Raw genomic sequence first — 25228 nt, 5'->3', positions numbered from 1 at the left:
GCAGTCCACGTGTTTTCCGGACGGCGGCTACGGTGCGAACACGCGGTCGATCCCGTCCTCGTACCGCTCCCAGTCACCGTCCGCGAGGCCGAGCAGCCGCTCGGTCTCCGCCGGTTCGGGCAACGGACCGTGATCCCCCGTCACCTTGAGCGCGGAGACCGCGGTGATGTGGCCGAGCCGCAGGGCACGGGCCGTCGTCCCGCCGTGCAGCAGCCCGGCCAGGAAGCCGGCCGCGAACGCGTCGCCCGCGCCCACGGGTTCCACCACCCTCGTACGCAGCGCGGGCACCGTGCACGAGCCGTCCGCGGTGACGGCCGTGGCGGCCCGGGCGCCGTCCTTGACGACCAGGATCCGTGGACCGGGCAACAGGTCCCGCACGCCGGTGACGGTCAGGTCGTCGCCCCACAGCCGCTGTGCCTCGTCCAGGCCCACGAGCACGATGTCGGCCCGGTCGGCGAGCGCGCGCAGGGCCCCGGGCGCCGTGCCGTCCGGCCACAGGGCGGCGCGGTGGTTGACGTCGAAGCTGATGGCGTACGGCCGTTCGCCGGCCGGCGCGGCGAGGGCGCGGGTCACCAGGTCGCGGCAGGACGGCGAGAGGGCAGGGGTGATGCCGGTGAGGTGCAGCAGGGCGGCGGAGCGCAGCGGTTCGCCGTCCAGCAGGTCCGGGCCCAGGGCCGAGGCCGCCGAGCCGGTGCGGTAGTAGTGGACGCGGGTTCCGGTGGGGCCGGGGTTCTTGACGAGGAGGCCCGTGGGCCGGTGCGGGTCGGTGCGCACCTGGCTGACGTCGACCCCGGCGGCGGCGACCGCCGCACGTACCCGGTGGCCCAGCGGATCGTCGCCGACGGCCGAGAGCCAGAGCGCCGGGATGCCGTGGTCCGCGAGGTACATGGCCACGTTGGACTCGGCGCCCGCGGTGGACAGCCGCAGTTGCTCGGCGTCGGTGAGCGACCGGGGCGGGTCGGGGGCCAGGGCCGCCATGGTCTCGCCGACGCAGACGACCCGTCCCGGGGCCGGCCGCCAGGGTGCCGTCATGCGTGCCCGTCCTCCGCCACGGCGGCGAGGAACGCCCGGGCCCGGTCGCGGAGTCCGGCGATGGTGCCGCCGTCGGCCGCGTCACCGACCAGGGGTGAGCCGACACCGACGGCGGTCGCCCCGGCGGCCAGGTAGGCCCGGGCGGCGCTCACGTCGACACCGCCCACCGGGACCAGCACGGCGTCGGGGAACGGACCTCGCAACGCCTTCAGATAGGCCGCTCCCCCGGCCTCGGCGGCGGGGAAGAGCTTCAGCGCGGCCGCGCCCCGGGCCTGCGCGGCGATGACGTCGGTGGGGGTCAGCACGCCCGCCAGGACCGGCATGCCGAGCTCCAGCGCGGTGTCGACGCCGGCGCCGAGGCCGGGGGCGACCGCGAAGGTGGCGCCCGCGTGGTGGGCGGCCCGCGCGTCGGCGGCGGTCAGCACGGTGCCGGCGCCCAGCGGCCGTTCGGGCCCCAGTTCCTTGCGGGCCCGGGCCAGGACGGCGAGCGCGTCCGTGCCGCTGAGGGACACCTCGATCAGTTCGATGCCCTCCTCGGCCAGGGTCAGCACGGTGCGCAGGGCGGCGTCCGGATCGGTGCCGCGCACGATGGCGAGCAGGCGGCGGGAGATGAGGGCGGCTCGTAGATCCACGGCCAGGGCTCCTTCTACGGTTCGGTTTCTCAGGGGGCGCTCAGGGGCAGCGGCAGGCGGCGCTCACGGTGAGGCGCCAGCGGACCTCGCCCGAGGCGCCGACGCGGGCCGCGTCGTCCGGGCCCGCGTCGGCGAGGTCGAAGACCCGGCCGAGCATGGGCTCGACGCCCGTACTGCGGTAGGGCCGGCCGGCCGGGAAGCCGCCGAGGTTGCGCCACAGGGCGACGGAGAGGGGCTGTCCCTCCGCCTCGAGGGCGAAGGAGAGCCGGTCCCCCTCGTCGTGCACACAGCACCGGCCGCCCGCCACCACGGCACCGGCCGCCGTCCCGTCGTCCGGCCCGAACCGGTCCAGTCGCAGTCCCAGCGGCGCGGGCCAGGCGCCCTCCAGCCAGCGGGCGCCGTCCGGCCAGGGGCGGTCCACCAGGGGCGCCGCCTCCGGAAACAGTCGGGTCGGCGCCCCGTCCCGGGCCTTCACCACGGCCTCCTCGGAGAGGTCCAGCAGCGCGTGCGCGGCCCAGAGGAAGCGGAAGCCGGGCTCGGCCGTCAGGACGTAGTCGGCCCGCACACCGTCGGCCGTACCGGTCAGCTCGCGCGTCAGGGTGAAGTGTTCGCAGTGGACGCGCTCGCCGTCGCCCTCCCGGGTCCAGGCCCGGGACCAGGCGTCCCCGTGGTCGGGGGTGCCGCGCACGGTGGGGACGCACTCCTCCAGTCCCCCCGCGTCCACGAACGCGTCGCCCGGTGCCACACCGTCGCGTCCGTCGGCCTCGCGCCGCCACAGCCATTCGCGGCCGCCGTGGCGCAGCGAGGTCCAGCGGCCGCCGTGGGCGAGGTCGGTCAGGACGTCCATCACCACTCCGCGAACGAGCCGTCGGGGTGCCGCCACACCGGGTTGCGCCAGTGGTGGCCGGCCCGGTCGGCCGCGCGTACGGCCGCCTCGTCGACGGTGATGCCGAGCCCGGGAGCGTCACCGCGCCGGGCGTGCCCGTCGACGAACCGGAAGGGTTCGGGGTCGACCAGGTAGGAGAGGAGGTCGGCGTCCTTGTTGTAGTGGATGCCCCGGCTCTGCTCCTGGATCAGGAAGTTGGGTGTGGCGAAGGCGACCTGGAGGCTCGCAGCCAGCGCGATGGGCCCGAGCGGGCAGTGCGGGGCGAGCTGCGCGCCGTAGGTCTCCGCGAGCGAGGCGATGCGGTGCACCTCGGAGATGCCGCCCGCGTGGGACAGGTCCGGCTGGGCGACCGCGATGCCGGCGGCGAGGACGGGCAGGAACTCGGCGCGCGAGTACAGGCGTTCACCGGTGGCCAGCGGTACCGGGCTCGCCGTGACCAGGCCGGGCAGCAGGTGGCCCTGCTCGGGGACGACGGGTTCCTCCACGAACAGCGGGTGCAGGGGGGCGAGTTCGGTCAGGACGCGGCGGGCGCTCGCGGCGGTGAAGCGGCCATGGAAGTCGACGGCGACATCGCGGTCGGGGCCGAGGGCGTCCCGGGCGGCCGCCACCCGGGCGACCACGGCCGCGGTCTCCGACGCCGTGGTGATCGGCGAGGTGGCCCCGGCGGCGTTCATCTTCACCGCGGTGAAGCCGGCCTCCACCTGGGCCGCGACCTGCTCGGTGAGCTCGGCCGGTTCGTCGCCGCCGACCCAGGCGTAGACCCGGACCCGGTCGCGTACCGGACCGCCGAGCAGGGCGTGCACGGGCGCGCCGTAGGTCTTGCCGGCGATGTCCCACAGCGCCTGGTCGAGTCCGGCGACGGCGCTGGACAGGACGGGGCCGCCCCGGTAGAAGCCGCCCTTGGTGAGCACCTGCCAGTGGTCCTGGACGCGCAGCGGGTCCTGCCCCACCAGGTACTCGGCGAGCACCTCGATGGCCGCGCGCACGACCTCGGCGCGGCCCTCGACGACGGGTTCGCCCCAGCCCACCACGCCTTCGTCGGTCTCGACGCGGCAGAACAGCCAGCGTGGCGGGACGAGGAAGGTCTCTATTCGTTCGATCTTCACTGGCCGCCGTTGCCTTTCGGGTCGTCGTCGGTGCCGTCGAGCCGGGCCAGGTCGCGGCCCGCCTGGTCGAGCAGGGCGCGCATGGCGCGCTCGGCCGCCTCGGGGTCGCCGTCGCGGACGGCGTCCAGGACGGCACGGTGGGCTGGGACGGGGGGCTCGCTGTGCGGGGAGCTGTGCACGATGCGGTCGCGGTGGGCGAGCCCCGACTCGATCACCATCTCCATGCGTTCGAGCAGTTCGTTGTGGGTGGCGGCGAGCAGGGCGCGGTGGAAGGCGAGGTCGGCGTCCACCGCGTGGCCCGGGTCGGCGGCGTCGTGCCGGCCCATGGCGTCCAGGGCATTCTCCAGGGCCACGAGGTCGGCCTCGGTGCGGCGCTGGGCGGCGAGCCGGACGGCGGCCGGTTCGATGATCGCCCGGACCTCCGCGAGGTTGTACAGCAGCGACCGGTCGGCGTCGGCCGTACCGGCGCCCTCGAACTGCCAGCGCAGCACGTCGGCGTCGAGCAGGTTCCAGTCCGCTCGGGCCCGCACGAAGGTGCCGCGTTTCTGGCGGGCGTCGACCATGCCCTTGGCGGCGAGCACCTTGAGGGACTCGCGCAGGGCGGTGAGGCTGACGTCGAGTTCGCTCTGCAGGGCCACCAGGTCGAGCGTGGCCCCTTCCGGGATCTCGCCGCCCAGGATGCGGCGCGCCAGGGCCTCCACGGTCTGGCCGTGCACACCGCGGCGGGCGTAGGGCGTCATGTCGTACAGCCTTTCTGTTCACGACGTGGTTCGGCGGCGCTCACACGGAGTCCTTCACGACACTCCAGCCGCCGTCCACGACCAGCCTGGACCCGGTGATGAAGGAGGCCTCGTCGGCGCAGAGGAACGCGATCGCCGCGGCCACCTCCTCGGGCGTGCCGAACCGGCGGGCGGCGGTCTGCGCCACGCTGCGCTCCCGCTCCGCGGGTGTCACCCCGTCCCAGGCGCCGGTCAGGATCGGCCCGGGCAGCACCGCGTTGACGCGTACCTCGGGCCCGTACTCGACGGCGAGCTGCCCGCACAGGGAGAGCAGTGCGCCCTTGGCCGCCGCGTAGGCGGGGTGTCCGGGGATGCCGGCGTGGGCGTGCACCGACGAGGTGAGCACCACGGCCCCGCGGCCGGCCCGCAGGTCGGGCAGGACCGCCTTGAAGCCGAGGAAGCTCGCGGTGAGGTTGACGGCGAGCTGCCGCTGCCAGGACTCGGCCGACAGCTCGTGCGCCGGTACGACGTCGACGGTGTAGGCGTTGCTGACGAGCACGTCGACCGGGCCGTAGGCATGGGCGGCGGTGACGATCCGGGCCCAGTCGTCCTCGGCGGCGACATCGGCGTGCACGTACCGGGCCCGGCCGCCGTCCTTGGTGATCCCGTCCACCACGGCCTGGCCGCGTTCGTCCGCGATGTCGACGAGGACGACGGCGGCCTCCTCCCGGGCGAGGCGTTCGGCGGTGGCGGCGCCGATGCCGGAGGCGGCTCCGGTCACCACGGCGGTACGGCCGGTGAAGCGGGCACCGTACCGTCGTACGGACTGGTCCATCGGGCTCCTTAGAGGGTGAGCTGCAGGAAACATATGTGTCCTACCGGCGGGTCAGCACCACCAGGTCGGCATCGTGATCGGCGCTCCAGGCGAACGGCAGGCCGTAGTGGAGCAGATGGGCTCCGCCGTACGTCGTTCCCGTCGCCGTGTCCCGGTAGCGCGCCGCCGGGTCCAGGCCCCGCAGCCGGAGCCGGTCGGGGCGGCCGGCCAGCAGCGGTGCGCCGTCGAGGCGGCCGGTGGAGAGCGCGGCGACGACGGTACGGTCACCGTGGTCGAACTGCACTCCGCAGCTGGTGTCGTCCGGGGTGCCGAGCAGCCGGGCCTCGCCGTGGTGGACGACGTCCCGGATCTCCTTGTAGCGGGCGATCCACCGGGCGGCCTCGGCCTGCTGACCGGGTGTCCAAGCGCGCAGGTCGGCGCCGATCCCCAGGACCCCGCACATGGCGTTGACGAAGCGGAAGGCGAGGCTGCGCGGCCGCGGGTCGAGGATTCCGGGGGCGTCGGTGACCCAGGAGCTCATCAGGTGCGGGGCGTGTGCGTGCAGGAAGCCGTGCTGGATGCGTAGCCGGTCCAGGGGCGCGGTGTTGTCGCTGGGCCAGACGACGTCGGTGCGGGCGATGGTGGCGTGCTCGATCCGGCCGCCGCCGCCGGCGCAGCCCTCGACGGTGACGTCCGGGTGGGCGGCACGCAGGTGGTCGAGGACGCGCAGGTATCCGGCGACGTGCTCGGCGTCCAGGTCGACGGGACCGGCACCGGGGCGGCCGCGCTCGGTGGGCGGGCGGTTCATGTCCCACTTGAGGTAGCCGATGTCGTAGTCGCCGAGCAGCCGGTCCAGGGTGCCGATGACGAACTCCTGGACGTCGGTACGGCCGAGGTCGAGGAGGAGCTGGTTGCGGACCAGCCGGGAGGGGCGGCCGTCGACGCGGTAGACCCACTCGGGGTGTTCGGCGTACAGCCGGCTGCCGGGGCTGACCGCCTCCGGTTCGACCCACAGCCCGAAGTCCAGGCCGAGGCCGCGGACGTCCCGCACGAACCGGTCGAAGCCCTCCGGGAACGCCTCGGGGTCCGGATACCAGTCGCCCAGTCCCCCGGTGTCGTCGGCGCGGCCGGTGAACCAGCCGTCGTCCACGACGAACAGCTCGGCGCCGATGTCCGCGGCCGCCTTCGCCAGCTCCAGCTGTCCGGCCGCGTCGACGTCGAAGCCGGTGGCCTCCCAGGAGTTGTAGAGCACCTTGCGGGGGCGGTGCAGCCGGTCGCCGGTGAGCCGGCGCTCGTAGCGGTGCCAGACCCGGGACAGGCCGTCGAGGCCGTCCGGGCTGAACGCGCAGGCGAGACGGGGGGTCGCGAGGGTCTCCCCCGGGGCCATGAGGACGGCGCCCTCGTGCGGGACCCGGCCGGCGCGGACCCGCACGGCGCCGCCCGGCTCGGCCTCCGCCGTGATGTGCCAGTTGCCGGGCCATTCGAGGGCGACTCCGTACGCCGCTTCCTCGCTCTGCACGGCCAGCCAGGGCGCGTACGCGTGTCCGGGCGCGCCCTGGAGACTGCCGATGGTGAACGTGCCCCGGGTGAGGTCGAGTCGGGTGAGCTGGAACTCCTGCGACCACTGGCCGCAGAGGTACGTCAGCCGGGCCGCGCCGGCCACCGGGATGTTCACGGCGGCCGAGTCGAGCCGTTCCAGGCGGAGTTCCCCGGCTGCGGTGAACTCGGTCCAGCGCAGGATCACATCGGTGCCCGGCACGGTCTCGTAGCACAGGACCGTGCGCAGCCCGATCGTCTCGTCGGTGAAGGCGAGCCGCAGCGCGCCCTCCGTCTCCTGCGCGCCGTCGAACTCCCACCACACGCCCCGCTCCGCCCCGGCGATCAGCTCGGATCCCGTGAACGGCCGCAGTCCGTACGGCAGATACTCGGCCGGGGCCGCGTCGGCGGGGGTGATGAAGTGGGTGCGGTGGGACCAGTCGAGGGCGGACGGCCCGTCCTCGACGCCGAGCGGACCCCAGGCGTCGAGCTCGGCCCACGGGCCGTCCGGAGAGAGGCGGACGGTGTAGGAGGTGTGCTCCGTGCGCAAGGTCCAGCGTTGGTGGGTCACTTGACCGCTCCGAGGTTGAGTCCGGCCACGAAGTGCCGCTGGAAGCGCAGGAACACGGCGACCGTGGGCGCGGCGGCGATGACCGATCCGGCGGCGATCACGTTCCACATCGACACGTACTGGCCCTGGAGTCCGATGAGGGCGGCGGTGATCGGCATCTTGGTGTCGCTGCGCAGGACGGTGATCGCCCAGAGCAGGTCGTTGAAGATCCAGGTGAAGGACAGGGCGCTGAGGGCGGCCAGGGCGGGCCGGGTCAGCGGAAGGATGATCCGCCAGAAGATCTGCCACGGCCCGGCGCCGTCCACGACCGCCGCCTGCTGGATCTCCACCGGGATCGACCGCATGAACCCGTGCAGGACGAAGACGTAGAAGCCGACGCCGAAGCCGATCTGCACGCCGATGAGGGCGGGCAGGGTGTCGTAGACGCCCATCAGCTCGCTCAGCTTGGACACCGGGATGAGCAGGATCTGCGGCGGGAGCAGGTTGCCGCCGAGCATCAGGAGCAACAGGGAGCGCCGGAAGGGGAGTTCGTAGCGGCTGAGGGCGAACGCGGCCATCGCGGCGAGCGCGAGGGTCACCAGGACACTGGGGATCGTCACCAGCAGGCTGTTGATCAGCGCGCGCTGCTGGCCGCCGTCGGTCCAGGCCTGCCCGAAGTTGCCGAGGGTGAAGGAGTGCGGCCAGCTGCCCAGGCCGTGGGCGGCGATGTCGTCGAAGGTACGCAGGCTGGTGACCAGGACCAGGACGATGGGCAGCAGCCACAGCACGGCCAGCGCACCGGCGCCCAGGTGGAATCCGGCGGTGGCGGCCCGCCGGCGGCGCAGTGCCGTCGAGTCGGCGGACATCAGTCGGCCTCCCGGAACGCGCGGACGAGATAGGAGGCGATGACCCCGAAGGCGAGGACGAAGATGACGACGGCCAGGGCGGAGCCGTAGCCGAGTCGCAGCGACTGGAAGGCGGTCGAGTACATGTAGGTGCTCAGCAGTTCGGACGAGTGGTAGGGGCCGCCGCGGGTGAGCGACCAGACGACGTCGAAGGAGCGCAGCGAGTCGATGACGATGACGGACAGCACGACCGCGTTGACACTGCGCAGTTGGGGCAGGGTCACGTGCCGGAAGCGCTGCAGGGCGCTCGCGCCGTCGACCTTGGCGGCCTCGTAGAGCGCCGGGTCGATGCCCTTGAGGCCGGCGAGATACAGCACCATGACGTAGCCGATCTGCCGCCACAGCGCGGGCACGATCACCGCGTACAGGGCGGTGTCCTGGTCGGCGAGCCAGGCGTGCTGGAGGCTGCCGAGGCCCACGCCCTGCAACAGCCGGTTCAGGACGCCGTCGGGCTGGTAGATCGCCTGCCAGACGAGGGCGGTGGCGACCAGGGAGAAGACCACCGGCAGGAACAGCGCGGCCCGGTAGAAGCCGACCCCGCGGCGCTCCTGCTGGAGCAGCAGCGCCGCGGCCAGGCCCAGTACGGCGGAGAGTCCGCCGAACAGGACCAGCCACAGCACGGTGTGGCCTGCCGCGCTGCGGAAGACGTCGTCGTGGGCCATCTCCCGGAAGTTGTCCAGGCCGACGAACTGCGGCGGGGAGACGCCGTCCCATTTGGTGAGGGCGAGGTAGAAGCCCTGCAGGGCGGGCCAGAACACCCACACGGCCTCGGCCAGGAGCGGGATCAGGACGAAGGCGAGGACCAGGGGCGGGGTGCGCCGGGGCCCCCGGACCCGCCCGCCACGTACGGGCGGGCGGGCCGGGGACTTCCGGTCGGGCGCGGTCAGGACGGCCATCTCAGGCGTTCCAGATCTTCTCGGCGTCCCGCTGCCAGTCGGTCAGGATGCTCCCGACCGACTTGGGCTTGGCCAGGAACTTGGTGAGCGCGGTGTCCGCGGTGGGCTGCAGGGCGTCACTGGAGTCCCGGTTGAAGAACTGAGTGATCTCGGCGGCCGCGTCGACGTGCGCACGGCCCTTCTTCACGAGCGCGGTGCCGGCGTCCTTGGCGTCCGGGTTGCAGGGCAGGACGGTGCCGGAGGAGCCCTTGATGTAGATCTCCTGGGCCTCGGCCGTGGCGAGATAGCTCATCAGGTCGCGGACCTGGTCGCCGCGGCCGGTCCGGGCGCTGGCGAAGTAGCCGTCGACGGGCGCCTCTTCGGCGAGCGGGACCTTGGAGTCGATGACCGGGAAGCGGAAGAAGTCGATGTCGTCCAGGGCGCTCTTGGGTGCCGCGTCGGCGAAGAAGGTGCCGATGAGCATCATGCCGCTGCGGCCGTTGAGCAGGGCGGTCGTCGCGTCCTGGAAGGCGACGGCGGTGCCGTTCGGGTCGAAGTACGGCAGCACCTCCTGCCAGCGGTCGAAGACCTTGCGCACCTCGGGGTCGTCGAACCGGTGCTTCCCGGCGAGGAGTTCACGGTGGTACTGGGCGCCGTTGATCCGGATGTCCAGGTAGTCGAACCAGGCCGACGCCACCCAGGGGGTGTTGCCGCCCGCACCGAGTCCGATCGGCGCGACGCCCTTGCTCTTGAGCTTGTCGCACAGGTCGAGGAAGTCGTCCCAGCTGGTGGGCTCACTCACGCCCCACTTGGCGAAGTGGGACTTCCGGTAGAACATGCCCCACCAGTAATAGGTGTTGGGCACGAAGACCTTCTTGCCGGAGCTCGCGGTGCAGAGCGTGTTCAGCGCCTTGGAGTAGCGCTTGAGGTCGGGCGAGGAGGCCCAGACCTCGTCGAGGTCGAGCAGCAGGTTCTTCTTCGCGTAGGCGTCCGCCACCGAGCCGGGGTACCAGGTGTACACGTCCGGCGGGTTGGCCGAGGTGAGGTAGGTCGGCAGCTGGGTGCGGAAGGTCTCGGCGGCGACCGTGTTGAGACTCGCCTTGCCGGATCCCTTCTTCCCGTACGCCGCGACCAGGTCCTCCATCGCGGCCTTGGCCTGCGGGGCGGACAGGTTGGACTGGAGGGTCACCGCGCCCTTCGAGGAGCCCTTGGCGGAGGAGCTGTCGGTGACACAGCCGCTGAGCAGGGCCGCTGTCCCGGCGGCCCCCAGTCCGGCGAGGAACCGGCGTCGGCTGGGCTGTTGGTTGGCCATGGTTGTTTCCTCAGTCACTTGAGTCGGGTGCGGTACACGTGGCCGTCGACGCCGCGGAACACCGCGTCGACGGCTCCGTCCGGGCCGGCGGTCGCGCCGAGTGCGCCGTCGAAGGCCGCGCTCGGGAACTCCTGCCGTTTGCTCCAGCCCTGCCAGGCGCCGTCGCTGTACCGCTGCTGCCAGAGGGTGTAGTCGGCGGCCCGCACGTACAGCAGCACCGCGTCCCCGGCGACGACCAGGGTCGGGCTGCCGCTGACGGTCCCGCCGAGCGCGGCCCAGTCCGACCACTGTCCCGAGGTGTCCCGGGTCCGCGTCCACACGTCGTCCGCGGCGGTGCGTACGGCGACGTGGACGCTCCCCTGCGCGTCGACGACGGCGGACGGGCGGCCGTACACCTGCCGGTCGCCGGGCGCGCCGAGCGAGGACCAGCCGGACACCGGCCCGCGCTGGGCGACCGTGCCGTCGGTGCCGCGCGCGAACAGCGTCCAGTGCGCGGGATCGGTGAAGGCGACGGAGGGGGCGTCGGTCAACTGCCCGCCCAGGGACTGCCAGTGCCCCCAGCGGCCGTCGGCGTAGACCCGCCGGTAGGCCCGGGAGTCGGCGCCGCGTACGAAGACGTCGATCCGGCCGCCGGCGGAGGCGTACACGGCGGGCTGGCCGAGGATCTGGCCCCGGACCGGACCGCCGAGGTCCCGCGCCCCGCCGTCCGCCTTCTCGACGAGCGAGCCGTGCGGCCCGCGGAAGAACGTGGCGCCGCCGCTCGTCACGGCCGGGCTCGCCGTGGCCGTCACACCGAGGTCGGTGCCCGGCAGGGCGTCGGCGCCGGTGAGCTTCAGGAACGCGGTGCCGTGCGCGGGGACCTCGACGGTGTACGACCCGGTGTGCGTGCCCCGGTCGGCACGTGCCCGCAGGTCACGGACGCGCACCGGGCCGCCGAGGCCGGTGTCCGAGAACTGCACGGTGCGCTGGGCGGGCTGGTCGGACCGGTTGAGCAGGACGACCGCGCGCTGTCCGCGGCCCCGCAGCACCTTGCTGTAGACGTCACCGACCGAGTCGGTGGCGACCCGCACGCCCTGGACGGCGAGGGGGTCCTGGTCCACGGCGATGATCTCCGGGTTGCGCAGGGTCGCGAGCATCGAGTCGGACAGCGTCCGCGGGTCGGAGCCCAGCACCAGCGGCGAGCCCATCTCGGCCCACATCACGAACTGGCTGGTGGACTCCTCCTGCGTCAGCTCGTACGACCCGTCGGTCATCTTCCGCATGGGGATGAGGTAGTCCGGGTCGTTGTAGTGGCCGGGGCCCTGCGCCTCGGGGTGCCAGGCGTTGGCGTCCATGTTGCGCAGGATGTTGGGCCACTCGCCGGGGCTCGGGGTACCCCAGGCGATGTCGGTGCCGGTGCGCCAGGAGTCGGCGATCGCCGGGGCGTAGACGTAGGTGTTGTGGGCGTCCTGCTCGGGGGTGTGCGGCAGGCCCCAGTCGTCGGTGAGCGGGTTGCAGAGGTTCAGCAGCATCTTGCGGCCGGACTTGGCGACCGCGTCGCTGAACTCCTTGTAGGCGGGCCCCGGATCGAGCTTCGCGCCGATCCCACAGAGGAAGTCGACCTTGATCGCGTCGATCTTCCAGCTCGCGAACTGCCGTGCGTCCTGGTCGTAGTACCCACGGCTGCCGAGGCCGCAGCTCTTGCCGCCGTCGTAGGTGCCGCCGTCGGTGTAGATGCCGGCTCGCAGTCCGCGCTTGTGCAGGTAGGAGACGAGGGCCGGGATGCCGGACGGGAAGCGGTCCGGATTGGCGACCAACCGCCCCTGCGCGTCGCGGGGGTTGTCGGCCTGCCAGCCGCCGTCCAGCCACACGATGTCGTATCCGCTGTCGCGCAGACCGCTGCTCACCAGCCGGTCGGCGACGGAGCGCACCTCTTTCTCGGTGGGCGCCCCCAGTCCGTAGTAGGTGTTCCATCCCATGTAGGGAGTGGGCGCGAGGCCGCTGTCGTAGGAGGCGGGTGCGCCCTGGTCGACAGCCGTCACGGCGACGGCGTCGGGGGTCACGGTGGCGGCCAGGACCGCCGCGATCGCGGCCGCGAGTGCGGGCCGGGTGAACCGGTGGTGCGTGGGTCTGTGTACGGGCGGGTGCAAAGTCACGTACCTCTCCCGGGGAGTGGGATGCAGGAGAACGTGACGCGGGCCGCTCCGCGGCAGAGGCCTACGACGTCACGGCGATGACTGTGGCCTGTGGCCGAAACACTGTCAAGATTAATTACTAATTTAATAGAAGCCAGACGGAAGCGAGCACAGGACCTTGACAGGGTCACTGCGGCGGTGCAGTGTTCGGCAACGTTGTCAGAAGCCATGGCAACGTTGTCATCGTCTGGTGTTCCCGGCTGTGCCGTTCTTCGAACTCCCCCGATCGGAGCGCTCGTCCATGTCGGATCAGTCAACCTCGCCTTCCCGTCGTGCCGTTCTCTCCGCCGGCACCACCTTGCTGGCCGGCTTCGGGCTCGGTGTCGGCCCGCTCGCCACCGCCGCCACGGCAGGATCCGGACAGCCGCACCCGGATGCCTCACGGGGCGAGCTCGCCGCCTACCGGCCGGTGTCGGTGTCCTCCACCGACTACGCGCCCACGCCCGCGGAGTTCGCCGTGGACGGTCTCGACACCGTCGGCGTCCGGGGCACCGGATGGCGGGCCGCGGCGGGCGATCCGCAGTGGATCTCCGTCGACCTCCAGGCGCAGTGCCGGGTGGAGTCGCTCCGGCTCGTCTTCGAAGCGACCGCGGACGATCCGCCGTTCACCGAGTCACCGAGCGGCAGCCCCCGGGACAACACCACCGGGCAGGAGATCCTGTCGAGTTGCGCGGTCGGCTTCGTCGTCGAGACCTCCACCGACCACCGGTCCTGGACCACGGTGTACCGCACCGAGTCCGGCACCGGCGGGATCATGGAGATCGCCCTGGCCGAGCCCGCCACCGCGCGCTGGGTGCGCATGACGGTCCACAAGCGCTCCAACAGCAACCCGCTGGGCCTCAACGGCCTCCAGGTGTACGGCACCTGCCGCACCGCGCGCCCCGAGGTGACCGGCTGGACGGACTGGGAGACCCACCGCCGCACCCCCGAACCGCTGCGGGTCGACACGGACGGCACGGTTCCGCTGGAGTCCGGCTGGGACCTGACGACCGACGATGGGGCGGGCGGGGACGGTGCCGCGCTGTCCAGGCCGTCGGTCGACACCAGCCGCTGGCTGCCGGCCACGGTCCCCGGCACCGTGCTGGGCTCGCTGGTGGAGCAGGGCCGGCTGCCCGACCCGGTGGCCGGCTTCGGCAACCTCCACGTCCCGGAGGCGCTCTCCCGGCACTCCTGGTGGTACCGCCGCGAGTTCCGTCTCCCCAGGGGTCTGCGCACCGGCTCGGGACGTCATGTCTGGCTGGAGTTCGACGGGATCAACCACAAGGCCGAGGTCTGGCTCAACGGCGCCCGGGTCGGCGACGTCACCTCCCCCTTCGCCCGTGCCGCCCACGACGTCACCGGGCTGCTCGGCGACGGCGAGCAGGCCCTCGCCGTCCGGATCACCCCGATGCCGTTCCCCGGCAGCCCCGGGGACAAGGGCCCGGCGGGGCTGGCGTTCGTGGACGCGGGCGCGAACATGATGAACCGCAACTCGCCGACCTACCTGGCCTCTTCGGGCTGGGACTGGATGCCCGCGGTACGGGACCGGGCGGCCGGCATCTGGAACCACGTACGGCTGCGCTCCACCGGGGCGGCGGTCCTCGGCGACCCGCGGGTGGACACCGCGCTGCCCGACCTGCCCGACACCGGCACGGCGGAGTTGACCGTGGTGGTCCCGGTGCGCAACGCCGGCACCGGCGCCACGCGGATCACCGTCGCGGCGGCCTTCGGGAAGGTGCGGGTGACACGGACGGTCACCGTGGCCGAAGGCGAGAGCACCGACGTCGTCTTCACCCCGGCCGAGTACCCCCAGCTCCGCCTGAAGGACCCTGAGTTGTGGTGGCCCAACGGCTACGGCGAGCCGACCCTGCACCGGCTGACGCTGACCGCCTCCCTGGACGGCGTGGAGAGCGACCGGCGCACCACCCGCTTCGGGATACGCCAGTTCGGCTACGCGTACGAGGTGCCGCTGACCTTCCAGACGGGCAGCGACGCGTACGCGCAGACCGTGGACTTCACCCGGCGCACGGCACGGTACGTGCGCGTCCTGTGCCGCACCCGCGCGACGGAGTGGGGCTCGTCCATGTGGAGCCTCTCCGTGCTGGACAGCTCCGTGCCGACGAACGACCTGGCCCTGCACCGGGAGGCCACCGCCTCCTCCGTCGACGATCCCGGGAACGCGCCGGGCAACGCCACCGACGGGGACGCCGGCACCCGTTGGTCCTCGGCCTTCGAGGACGACCAGTGGATCCAGGTCGACCTGGGGTCCCAGGTCGCCTTCGACCGCGTCGTCGTCACCTGGGAGCGGGCCTACGCCGGGACGTACACCGTCCAGGCCTCCGCCGACGGCACCGAGTGGACCGATGTACGCGGCGTCGACAACACGGCGGTCCCGCTCCCGTTCCGGACGTCCGGCGCCGCGAGCCTGCAGACCGTCGAGCTGACCGCGGCGACGGCCCGGTACGTGCGGGTGTTCTGCCGTACCCGGGCGACCAGTTGGGGCTCGTCGCTGTGGAGCCTGTCCGTCGTGGACAGCGGTTCGCCGGGCACCGACCTCGCCCTGCGCAAGGAGGCCACCGCGTCCTCCGAGAGCGACGGCACCCGGGCCGCCCAGGCGGTGGACGGGAATCCCGACACCCGCTGGTCCTCGACCTACGAGGACGACCAGTGGATCCAGGTCGACCTGGGCTCGCCGGTGCGGTTCGACCGGGTGCTGCTGCTGTGGGAGCAGGCCTATGCGAAGACGTTCACGATCCAGGTCTCCGACAACGGCTCCGACTGGAGGGACGTCGAGTCCGTCGACAACTCCACCGTGCCGCTGAAGATCAGCGTCAACGGCGTCCGGGTGTTCTGCCGCGGCGGCAACTGGGGCTGGGACGAGTTGCTGCGGCGGATGCCCGCGGCACGCATGGACACGGCCGTGCGGATGCACCGCGACATGAACTTCACGATGATCCGCAACTGGGTGGGCTGCTCCGACCGCGAGGAGTTCTACGCCAGCTGCGACGAACACGGCCTGCTCGTGTGGAACGACTTCCCCAACGCCTGGGGCATGGATCCGCCGGACCACAAGCTCTTCCTCGACCTGGCCCAGGACACCGTACGGCGCTATCGCATCCACCCGAGCGTGGCCGTGTGGTGCGGTGCCAACGAGGGCAACCCGCCCGGCCCGGTGGACGACGGCATGCGGGCCGCGGTCCGGGCGGAGGCGCCCGCCGTCCTCTACCAGAACAACTCGGCGGCCGGGATCGTCTCCGGCGGCGGCCCCTACGGCTGGGTCGAGCCGGAACGCTATTACTCCGCCGCGACCTACGGCGGCGGGACCTTCGGCTTCCACACGGAGATCGGCATGCCGGTGGTGTCCACCGCGGAGACGATGCGCAACCTCGTCGGCGACGAGCCGGAGTGGCCCGTCGGCGGTGCCTGGTACTACCACGACTGGAGCACCAAGGGGAATCAGGCCCCGCAGAACTACCGGGCCGCCATCGAGTCACGGCTGGGCACGGCGACGGACCTGGACGACTTCTGCCGCAAGGCGCAGTTCGTCAACTACGAGAACTTCCGCGCCATGTTCGAGGCCTGGAACGACCGGCTCTGGGACGACGCGAGCGGACTGATGCTGTGGATGTCGCATCCCGCCTGGTACAGCACGGTGTGGCAGACGTACGACTACGACTTCGACGTCAACGGCGCCTACTACGGCGTCCGCAAGGCCGCCGAACCCGTCCATGTGCAGGCAAGTCCCGTCGACGGCCGGGTGATCGCCGTCAACCACACCGCGCGGCCGATCAGCGGCGCGACGGTCGTGGCACGCCGGTACGACCTGTCCGGCCACCAGATCGCCCCCGAGCGGCACGCGAACGTCGACATCGCGCCGTCCGCCGCCACGACCGCGTTCACCGCGGGCGACGACGACGGGCTGCCGGACCTCCACCTGCTGCGTCTGCGTCTCACGGACGCGCGCAACACGCTCCTCTCGGAGAACACCTACTGGCGCTATCGCGCTCCGGAGGCCATGCAGGCCATGAACCGGCTGCAACGGACGCGGGTCTCGGTCGACATCACCGGCACCGACCGGGACGTGAGGAGACAACGGCACACGGTCACCGCCCGGGTGACCAACCGCGGTTCGTCCGTCGCGGCCATGCTCCGCGTCTCGCTCCGTGACGCCCGCTCCGGGCACCGGGTCCTGCCCACCCTCTACAGCGACAACTACCTGTGGCTGCTGCCCGGCGAATCACGGACGGTCACCACCTCCTGGCCGGCCGACGTGCCGGTCTCACAGCCGAGCGTGCGCGTCGAGGGTCACAACGTGCCCCGGACCACGGCCCCGTAGCCCCCGGGAGGTCGGCCTTCAGCCTGCCTGCTCAGCTGGTGTGGGCCACGACGGCGTCGATGATCTCGGGCCAGAGTTGGCGCGGGCGGTCGTGGCCCATGTCGGGGATGAGGCGGAGTTCGGCGCCCGGCACCAGGTCGGCGGTGCGCTGTCCGCCGCTGACGTCGATCAGCGTGTCGTCCAGGCCGTGGATCACCAGCGTCGGCACCCTGAGCTTCCGGAGTGCCTCCGCGCGTGAACCGCCGAGGATGATCGCGCCGAGCTGACGTCCCACCCCGGCGGGGTAGTAGGCGCGGTCGTAACTGTCGGCGGCCATCTCCCGAAGGGCCGCGGGGTCGCCGTAGCGCCTGGACGCCCACACCAGTTCCCGTTCCGCCGCGGCGATGTACCCCTCGCGGTCCCGGGGCTTCGGGCCGAGCAGCACGGCCTGGGCCTCGGGAGTCGGCCGGCCGTATTCGCTCTCGCCGGTCGAGGACATCATCGACGTCAGCGTCAGCACCCGCTCGGGCCGGGAGATGGCCATCGTCTGGGCGATCATTCCGCCCATCGACGCTCCGACCACGTGCGCGCGTTCGATGCCGAGCGCGGTGAGCAGACCCAGGCCGTCCTCGGCCATGTCCGGCAGTCCGTAGGGGACCATCGCGAGGGCGGCCGGGATGTCTCCCGAGCCCACCGCGTCGAGGAACCGGCCGACGTCGACCGGGTGCTCGTCGAACTTGGTGGACAGACCGCTGTCGCGGTTGTCGTACCGGATCACATAGCGGCCGCGACGGGCCAGCGCACGGCAGAAGTCCTCGTGCCAGGCGATCATCTGAGCGCCGAAGCCCATCACGAGCAGCACCGCGGGGTCCCCGGGATCACCGAAACCGTCGTAGGCGAGGGACACTCCGGGCGACACGTCGGCAATCGGCATACCCGGATCCTGCCAGGTCCCGCCGATCACGCGCACGCGCATCGTCCTCCCCCAGCGACCCCGAAACCGGTCCCGCGAAACGCGCGGCCGAGTCGAGCCCGCGGCCGGCGGACGTCGCGGATCTTCACGACGATGGCGTCGATCATGACGACTGCGTCCAGCTCGACCGGACCGACGTCGGTCAGCACCGTCTTGCGGGAGGTTCCGTTGCGGGAGTTGCCCGAGCCGGTGCCGGCCGCATCGCCCTTCTCGTAGCCGAGATGCTCGGTCATCTCGGCCTCCAGGGCTCCTTCCAGGACCAGCTTGACCAGCCCCGACAGCAGCCCGCCCTCGCCTACCAGGTTCACTCCCTCGCGGCGGGCCCGCTCGATCAACTGCTCGGCCAGATCCCGGTCCAGCCGGGCCCCTCACACCGGTGCATACACAATCTTTAGGACAGTCCCGCCCTCTACACTCGCCCAGAACGCTTCTGACCAGGGAAGACGTCAAAGTGCTGCTGGAGTGCTAGTGCCAGCAGGTGGCTTCGTTGTCGTCGTTGTTTCCGTCCGGTGTGGTGCCGATCGACACCTCGTAGGCGATTCCCGTGCCCACTTCGGGTGCGGGCGAGTAGGCGCCGGTACGGAAGTCGACGGTGAGCAGCAGGTGTCGGCCCTTCTCGGTCCTGGTCCAGCAGGCGCCCTCCACTTCGGGGGCCGTAGCCGCGGGGTCTGGGTCGCGCTCGAACCGCCAGCCGGCCGCGGCGGCTGCCTTGGTGTAGTGGTCGATGACCTCCGAGTTGTCGCCTGCGAAGGCGTAGATGTGGTCGGCGTGCAGCCAGGGCTGTCCGCTGCTGTCGTCGTCGCAGGCGGTGGTTATGCCCAGGTTGTGGTAGTTGGAGGGCGCCTTGGCGTGGGCGGGTGCCGCGTCGAGCAGCGGCTGTGTCGCCAGGCGCTTGAGTTCGTCCTTCGTGCCGTCGCAGCTCGCGCCGCCGATGACGGAACAGGCGCCGAGGAAGGCGGTGGGTAGGAGGAGTGCGGCAGTGAGACCGGCGCGAGCGAAGGGGGATGACGAAGTGCAGGACAACGGTGCTCCTAAGGAGTACGGCAATTGAAGACGGGGGCGGTCCCGCTCAGGGAGACCGCCCCCGGCTGGTCGAGCGGTCAGATCATGGTGAGGCAGTGCTGGCGACTACCAGAGATAGCCGTAGTGGTACAGGTAGTTGCCGACGTTGTAGAGGTACTGAAGCAGCAGTCCCCTGTTCAGCCAGTAGCGGGTCTGGCTGCGGTTCCAGCTACTGCTCTCAAATATCCGTGCGACTCGGTTGTTGTGCTGGTCCCTGCCGGTGTCGCAGTGTCTCGGTGTGCATTTTTCCCCGTATTCGTGGGCGTCTCCGATTCGTTTGGCCGCTGTCGCGCCGAAGAAGTAGGTCAGGGTGGCCTGCCAGATGAAATGGCGCACGGCGTTGCGGCGGCCCTTGTTGGTCTTGATGTTCAAGCTCAGGATGCCGGACAGATACGTGACGAACACGCAGTTCGAGTAGCCCAGGCTCATGCACGCCCTGAACTCGTGGCACTCCTTGTTGCACCGGCCGTCGAGGTCATAGCTGTTGACGGGGTCGCCGCTGCCGTATTCGTAGGCGTTGGCGCTGCCGCCCCGGACCGGGTCCAGCGACAGGAAGCGGCCAGTGGTGGGGTCGTAGAGCCGTACTCCCATGAGAGTGAGCCCGGTGACGGTCTCGTCGGAACGCTGTTTGCCACCGAGCCAGGAATAACGTACGGCGGGCTGGCCCGACCTGGGATTGCCGTATTCGTCGGCGTCCAGGACGGTCGGCGCTACGGAGGTGTCGGAAGGAAGCTGCAGAGTGATGTCGCCGTGCAGATTCGCCAGTTGCAGGACGACCGCACCCGTCTTGGTGCTGGTGGCGACGAGGTTGCCGTCCACGCCCTGGATGTTGCGGGTGACGGTGCCGGCGATGTCCTCGCTGATCCAGCGGGGGTTGTCGTCGTCCGAGCCGTAGTGGTTGACCTTGGACGCGGTCTGCGTCCAGGTGCCCGAGGAGTTGCTCTCGGTGGTCCAGGACCGCAGGCGCAGGGTGGCGTCCAGGTTCCAGGTCTGGCGCTTGGTGCCGGCGGTCTGCTGCTGGATCAGGTCGTTGGCGTAGTAGGCCAGCGTCACACCCGGCCGGCTGGTGGTGCGGCCGAACGCGTCATACACGTAGCCGGAGTTCACCAGACGGTCGGCCGTGTCGTAGCTGTACGACGTGGTGGTCGCGCCGCTCGTGGTGCAGTCGGCGCCCACCGCGCCGGTCGCCGTCGCCAGGGTCTTGCGGTTGCTGTTCTTGTCGTAGGTGTAGGAACGGGTCGTGCAGAACGCGTCGGTGCTGGTGTCCTGGACCTGGGTGAGTCGACCCGCCGCGTCATAGGTGTACGCCTGGGACGCGGTGACACCCGGCGTACCGGTGTGCGTGGCCCGCTGGCCGTGCACGGTCAGCGTGACGCTGTCGGAGACCAGGACCGTGCCGTCCGAGGTACGGGTGTAGACCCTGCTGGTCGCGGCACCCGTCGGGTCGGCGCTCTGCGTCATGGTGTAACCGCCGGGCAGCGTCTGGCTGGTCAGCGTTCCGTCGGCGTCGTAGCGCGCGGTGAAGGTGCCGGCCACGGAGTCGGCGACCGACGTGGCGAGGCCGCGCGGGTCGATCGAGGTGTCGTAGGTGTAGGTGGTCGTGGACGGGACGCTGTCGGTCACCGTCAGCGGCCGGTCCAGGGCGTCGTAGGACGTCGTGGTGGTGCCGCCGTCGGCGTCGCCGTAGGTGATCGCCCGGCCGAGCGCGTCGTACGTCTTGCTGATCGTGCCGCCGGTCGTGGAGGTGTCCTTGAGCGGCAGCCCGGTGGCGGGGTCGTACGACGTGGTGCCCGCGGGCACGGCGGCGCCGGTCCCGCCACTGGTAGTGACGGTGGTGGCCCGGCCCGCCGCGTCGAAGGCGGAGCTGGTGGTGCGCGTGACCCCGTTGGCGGTCTCGGTCACCTTGGTGGCCTGGCCGTAGACGCCGTACTCGAAGGTCTTGGTGGGCAGGCCGGTCGGGTTGCTGCCACCGCCGGTGATCGCGGCCGCGGGTGCGCTCTGGCAGACCAGATCGGCCCATTCGGGCCGGTTGCCGCAGGTGCCGGTGCCGTCCGCCGTGTAGTAGGTGGTACGGGTCGTTCCGGCGTCGCTTCCGCCGGAGGCGGGCTGCGAAGTGGCCGAGACCCTGCTCTGGCTGTCGTACGAGGTACCGGTGGTGATCCCCAGACCGCCCGGGTCCTGGGTGCTGCCGGTGGGCTGGCCCTTCACCCAGTCGATGGTGTTGGTGGTCACCCGGGGGTCGGCCAGCAGGGTCGGCCAGGAGCGCGGCTGGGCGCCCTCGGTCGTCTTGGTGACCTGGTCCTCCACGGTCGCCGTCCCGTCGGTGGGACGACCGGTGTCGTACTCCTGGACGGTGTGCGTGCGGGCCGCGAGTTGGCTGCCCGCTGCGGCGACCGTGGTGGCGCCGTTGAGCAGGTTCTTCTCCAGGGTGACCTGGTGGAGCGGACCGTAGGTGTCGGTCTCGCGCACTCCGTCGGCGCTGAACACGGAGACCGTGGACAGCAGTTGGGCCCGCTCGCCGGAGGAGAGGGCGTTGATGCCGAGATCCGTGAGCTGCGCGCGCTGCGCGGTCGTGCCGCCGAGCGCCAGTTCGCGGTTCGCGGGGCTCAGGGAGCGGACGGTGTTGCCGAACACGTCGAACTCGGTGACCGAGATGCGGTGACCGGGCGTCGCCTGGTCGACCTCACGTCCCGAGGCGTCCAGGTAGTGGATCGTCGCCCGCTGGTAACCGCCGGTGCCGAGGCCCGGACCGTCGTGGCCCGAGGGCACCTGGTCGGCCGGGAAGACGGCGGTGCCGTCGGTGGGCACGTCGCTCTGGCCCCAGGAGGCGGTCGCCGAGGCGCCGAGGTCCTCCGGTGCGGAGCCGCCGCTGAGCGGGACGCCGTAGACGATGTTCGTCTCGGCGGTGCCGTTGGTCTGGGTGGCGCTGCCCGGGGTGAGCGAGGCGCGCGACACCTTCAGGAGCATGCCGTCACCCGCCGCCGGGTTCGAGCCGGCCTGGCCGTAGGTGAACGTCCACGGCAGAAGGCCGGGCGGCGTCTGGCCGGTGACGCGCCCGGCGGAGTCGTAGCCGTAGACGGTCTTGAGCGCCGGGGAGATACGGGGGTCCCAGGACTCCACGAGGCGTCCCGAGCCGTCGTACCGGTAGGCCGCCACGGAGGTGGCGGTCGAGGAGGCGGCTCCGGGCGCGGTCGCCCACAGCCGGATGCCCGAGACCTGGTCCTTCACGTCACCGGGCGCCGAGGCGGTCGCGGTCGTGGTGGTCGCGTAGACGAACTCCAGGACGCGGCACCCCTTGACGGAGGGGTCGCCCTGGCAGGTCGACGCCGGGACCGCGGAGGTGTTCGCGATCACGTACTTCGGCCGGGCCGTCTGCACCCCGCCCACGGTGACCGGCTCGGAGACGGTCGTGGTGGTGGAATCGGCCACACCGTCGATGTAGGTGGTGCTCGCCTGCCAGGTGGTGCTGTTGGTAGCGGTGCGGGTGAAGGTGGTGACCTCCCCGTTGCTGCTCCTGATGGAGAACCCGCCGGTAAAGGCACCGGTGAGCGTGTAGTCCTCGGAGCCCGGCTCGGGCACCCAGTCGTTGCCGTTCGCGGCCGCGGTGAAGTGGATCTCGGAGCCGTCGCCCGCCGTGACCACGGTCAGCGAGGTTGCCGAGGTCTTGCGCAGGTAGGAGAACGGAGTGTCCACCTGGTCGGAGGCGGCGCCGTACAGCCACTCCTTGCCGAAGATGGGCGCCTGGTCGTCGTCCGCGCCGGCCTGCGGCGAGCGGGAGGAGGCCGTACGGTTCACCGTCATGCCGAAGAAGGACGCGTCGGTGGCGGACAGGCCGTAGTCGCCGGTGAGCAGGTTGAGCGTGCCGGGTCCGACGTCCGTGGTGGCGGCGCCGTCGGCGCCGCGATCCACCACGACACCGATGGAGTCGGAGGACGCCGGGGCCGCGGATCCGGTGAAGTCGGCCCGGACCTGGATGTCACCGTCCGGATTGACGGTCGAGGTGGTGTTCCAGGTCAGCTTGGCGCTCTTGCCCGCGGTGAGCGGGGCGGGCCACGAGGTCAGCGCCTGTCCGCCGACGGTCACGTCCCCGGCGGGCACCGGGGTCCAGGCGTCGGCGTCACCGCGCCGCCAGTCGAAGGACACACCGGTGTACTTGGCGCTGTCCGCCTCCGCGGCCAGCGGCACCCGGGCCGCCGTGCGGGTACCGTCGCGCGGGCTGGTGATGCCGCCGGGGCCCACGTGGAAGGTGTAGGCGGCCGGGTCGGACTTGTTCTCCGCCTTGTCGGTGGTGCGCACCGAGAGAACGTTGGTACCCGCGGTGTCCGGCTTGATGTTGATCTTCACCGGAGTGGTGGTGCCGTTGGTGGGCACGGTGGTCCAGGAGACGCCGTCGAGGGTCCACTCGACGCCGTTCTGGTCACCCGAGGGCGGGGTGACCGTGAAGTCACCGGCCTGGCCGACGCCCTTGACCCACTGGTCGGCCGGGTAGTCGGTGGAGGTCACCGCGGTCGGCGCGGAGGGCGCCGAGGTGTCCACGGTGAACGTGGCGTACGGGGACCAGCCCAGGTTGTAGTGGGTGCCGTCGTAGGAGTTGGTGCGGAACTTGTACGTCTTGCCGTTCTGCAGCACTCCCGCCGGCACGGTCACCGACGCGGGCTGACCGCTCGGCACGTACGGCGACACCAGGTAGTCGCCGACCTGCGCGCCGGTGCTCGCGTCGTCGATCTCGAAGGTGCCGTCGACCTTGTCGTTGTTGACGTCGGTGAAGGTGTCCCGCAGCGTCGGCGTCGTGGTGTTGACGTACCAGGTGCCGTTGCTGCCCTTGAAGAACGGCGGGCCGGCCTGCTGGTCGGTGCCGGTCTTGGGCCGGTAGTTGTACGTGACGGTCAGCTTCGGCACGTTGGAGGCGGCGTTCGCCGAGTTGAACCGCTTCCAGAGCTGGACGTTGTTCTCGTCCAGGGCGCGCAGGCCCATCCCGGAGGTCGCGTTCTTCGCGGAGGCCCAGGTCTGGACGAGGTCGGTGACGTCCGCGTTGACCCAGCCGTCGGGTGCCGAGGTGCAGCCCGGGTTGCCCTTGGTCTCGGTGGACGTGGCCATCTTCTGGTTCCACGCGGGCTGGTTGGGAGAGGCCCACCGGGAGGACGTCGACGCCTTGCCCGCGTCCCACACGTCCCAGGAGTGCGGGTTGCAGTCGGTGTTGCCGGAGTGGAAGTTCCACAGCGACAGCTTGGCGTTCGACACGAGCGAGTCGCTGATGGGCGCGGTGTTCCAGGTGATGAAGGACCGCGCGATCCGCGGGGTGCCGTCGGCGTTCGTCGTGCCGGGATTGCCCAGGTCCAGCTCGACGTCACTGGACCAGTCGACGGTCTCACCCTGCTGGACGTAGGTGTCGAAGACGCTCGACAGGGCGGACGTCGACGGGTCGACGGTGACCGGGTACTTGGTGTCCGACGCGTTCAGGAACTTCTGGTCCGGGGTCACCACCAGATCGACCGTGGAGCCTTTCTGCTCCACCTTGAGGCCGACCCGGGCCCTGTGGAGGTGCTCGCCGGACCGCTTGTCCACGGCGGCGTCCCACATCACTGGCGCAGGCATGACAGCCCGTTTCCTGTTCTTGCCGTCCGTGAACAGCACGCTTCCGTCAGCCAGTTTCCTGGCCTTGAGGCCCTTGGCCTTCAGCGGCAGCGTGTAGGAGTAACCGCCCGCGTCGGGGCGCTCCTTGATCTCGACGAACTGCTCGAAGCCGGACCGGGTGGCCTCCACGACCACGTCGGCGCCGGGCACGGCGTCGGCGTACTCCGCGCGGCGGCCGCTGAGCCTCGGCTTGGGCAGGCCGCCCTTCCACTGGAGGGTGATGCTCCGGTTCCCCTCGCCCAGGGTCGCCAGGTCCGTGGCCTTCGCCTTGCGCGCGGCCTGCCACGACCGGGCCGGGGTGCCGGAACTGCCCGCCAGCCGCAGCCCGTCCGGGTGTGCCGTGGGCTCCACCGTCCCGTCGGGCCTACGCCTGAGGTCCAGGTCGATGTTGCGCCACTTCCCGGCGGCGTCCTTGAACCGGGTGGGGCCCGCGGTGAGTTCGGTGGTCAGCGAGCCGTTCTTGTTCACCCAGGTCGTGGAGGTCTCGGTGCGCTCGGAGAGGGCCTCCACCCGCTTGCCGGACAGACGGGCCGCCACGCGCGCGGAGGGGACGTCCGCCGCCTGCGTGGCCGCCGCCTTCTTGGGAGCCTTGTGGTTCTGCGGCGCGGGCGCGGCGGCCGTCGCCCAAGCCCCGTCGAGCAGTGTGACGGTCAGGGCGAGGGACACCGCGCTCGCCATCCAGCGCGTGTTGGCCATCGACCCGCGCCGTCTGCGTCTTCGCAAC

At 71.5% G+C, this 25228-nt stretch carries 15 protein-coding genes and 1 pseudogene; 1 reads left to right on the top strand and 15 read right to left on the bottom strand.

Annotation, left to right across the window (positions count from 1 at the left end; all coding sequences use genetic code 11):
• Positions 1–27: 27 nt before the first annotated feature.
• Genes ABZ642_RS08130 through ABZ642_RS08080 form a run of 11 tightly spaced genes read right to left on the bottom strand, consistent with a single transcriptional unit; the run spans position 28 to position 12496 of the window.
• On the bottom strand, positions 28–1032 hold the full coding sequence (locus ABZ642_RS08130) for a sugar kinase (RefSeq protein ID WP_360479012.1): 1005 nt from the start codon (positions 1030–1032) through the stop codon (positions 28–30).
• Positions 1029–1664, bottom strand: a complete 636-nt coding sequence (locus ABZ642_RS08125; RefSeq protein ID WP_360479009.1) for a bifunctional 4-hydroxy-2-oxoglutarate aldolase/2-dehydro-3-deoxy-phosphogluconate aldolase — start codon at positions 1662–1664, stop codon at positions 1029–1031. Before ABZ642_RS08125 ends, ABZ642_RS08130 begins: the two co-directional genes overlap by 4 nt.
• 40 nt (positions 1665–1704) lie before the next feature.
• Positions 1705–2511 carry a hypothetical protein gene (locus ABZ642_RS08120; RefSeq protein WP_360479007.1) on the bottom strand — a complete coding sequence of 269 codons (807 nt, stop codon included), beginning with the start codon at positions 2509–2511 and terminating at the stop codon, positions 1705–1707.
• Entirely contained in the window at positions 2511–3656 is a 1146-nt protein-coding gene (gene dgoD, locus ABZ642_RS08115; RefSeq protein WP_360479004.1) for a galactonate dehydratase, read from the bottom strand. Before dgoD ends, ABZ642_RS08120 begins: the two co-directional genes overlap by 1 nt.
• Positions 3653–4396, bottom strand: coding sequence for a FadR/GntR family transcriptional regulator (locus ABZ642_RS08110; protein WP_360479001.1), 744 nt, complete (start codon positions 4394–4396; stop codon positions 3653–3655). The genes dgoD and ABZ642_RS08110 overlap by 4 nt, the downstream gene beginning before the upstream one ends.
• Before the next feature lie 40 nt (positions 4397–4436).
• Positions 4437–5210 (bottom strand): SDR family oxidoreductase, encoded by a 774-nt coding sequence (locus ABZ642_RS08105; RefSeq protein ID WP_360478998.1) that lies wholly within the window; start codon positions 5208–5210, stop codon positions 4437–4439.
• A gap of 40 nt (positions 5211–5250) precedes the next feature.
• On the bottom strand, positions 5251–7296 hold the full coding sequence (locus tag ABZ642_RS08100; protein WP_360478995.1) for an alpha-galactosidase: 2046 nt from the start codon (positions 7294–7296) through the stop codon (positions 5251–5253).
• Positions 7293–8141 carry a carbohydrate ABC transporter permease gene (locus ABZ642_RS08095; protein ID WP_360478992.1) on the bottom strand — a complete coding sequence of 283 codons (849 nt, stop codon included), beginning with the start codon at positions 8139–8141 and terminating at the stop codon, positions 7293–7295. Before ABZ642_RS08095 ends, ABZ642_RS08100 begins: the two co-directional genes overlap by 4 nt.
• The gene (locus ABZ642_RS08090) at positions 8141–9076 is read right to left on the bottom strand and encodes a sugar ABC transporter permease (RefSeq protein WP_360478990.1); all 936 of its coding nucleotides are present in this window, start codon (positions 9074–9076) and stop codon (positions 8141–8143) included. Before ABZ642_RS08090 ends, ABZ642_RS08095 begins: the two co-directional genes overlap by 1 nt.
• Position 9077: 1 nt before the next feature.
• A complete protein-coding gene (locus tag ABZ642_RS08085) occupies positions 9078–10367 on the bottom strand; it encodes an extracellular solute-binding protein (RefSeq protein WP_360478987.1) in 1290 nt (429 codons plus the stop codon).
• Between the two features lie 14 nt (positions 10368–10381).
• Entirely contained in the window at positions 10382–12496 is a 2115-nt protein-coding gene (locus ABZ642_RS08080) for a glycoside hydrolase family 27 protein (protein ID WP_360480135.1), read from the bottom strand.
• 286 nt (positions 12497–12782) lie between these two features.
• On the opposite strand from ABZ642_RS08080, the gene ABZ642_RS08075 reads away from it, so the two are divergent.
• Positions 12783–16856: a discoidin domain-containing protein gene (locus ABZ642_RS08075; RefSeq protein ID WP_360478985.1), complete on the top strand. Its 4074-nt coding sequence runs from the start codon at positions 12783–12785 to the stop codon at positions 16854–16856.
• A 31-nt stretch (positions 16857–16887) separates the two neighbouring features.
• Here ABZ642_RS08075 and ABZ642_RS08070 read toward each other — a convergent pair whose 3' ends face one another.
• The 4 genes and pseudogenes from ABZ642_RS08070 to ABZ642_RS08055 all read right to left on the bottom strand — a co-directional run bounded on the left by ABZ642_RS08070 (position 16888) and on the right by ABZ642_RS08055 (position 25200).
• Positions 16888–17769, bottom strand: a complete 882-nt coding sequence (locus tag ABZ642_RS08070; RefSeq protein WP_360478982.1) for an alpha/beta hydrolase — start codon at positions 17767–17769, stop codon at positions 16888–16890.
• A gap of 155 nt (positions 17770–17924) precedes the next feature.
• Positions 17925–18155 (bottom strand): annotated as a pseudogene (locus ABZ642_RS08065) (transposase); the annotation flags it as partial.
• Positions 18156–18273: 118 nt separating this feature from the next.
• Positions 18274–18831, bottom strand: a complete 558-nt coding sequence (locus tag ABZ642_RS08060) for a hypothetical protein (RefSeq protein ID WP_360478979.1) — start codon at positions 18829–18831, stop codon at positions 18274–18276.
• 105 nt (positions 18832–18936) lie between these two features.
• Positions 18937–25200, bottom strand: a complete 6264-nt coding sequence (locus ABZ642_RS08055; RefSeq protein WP_360478976.1) for a DNRLRE domain-containing protein — start codon at positions 25198–25200, stop codon at positions 18937–18939.
• Positions 25201–25228 lie beyond the last annotated feature (28 nt).

The sequence above is a fragment of the Streptomyces sp. NPDC007157 genome (assembly GCF_040634235.1).
Lineage (GTDB): Bacteria > Actinomycetota > Actinomycetes > Streptomycetales > Streptomycetaceae > Streptomyces.
The sequence above is the reverse complement of the archived record's forward strand: the minus strand, read 5'-3'. Positions and strand labels throughout refer to the sequence as shown.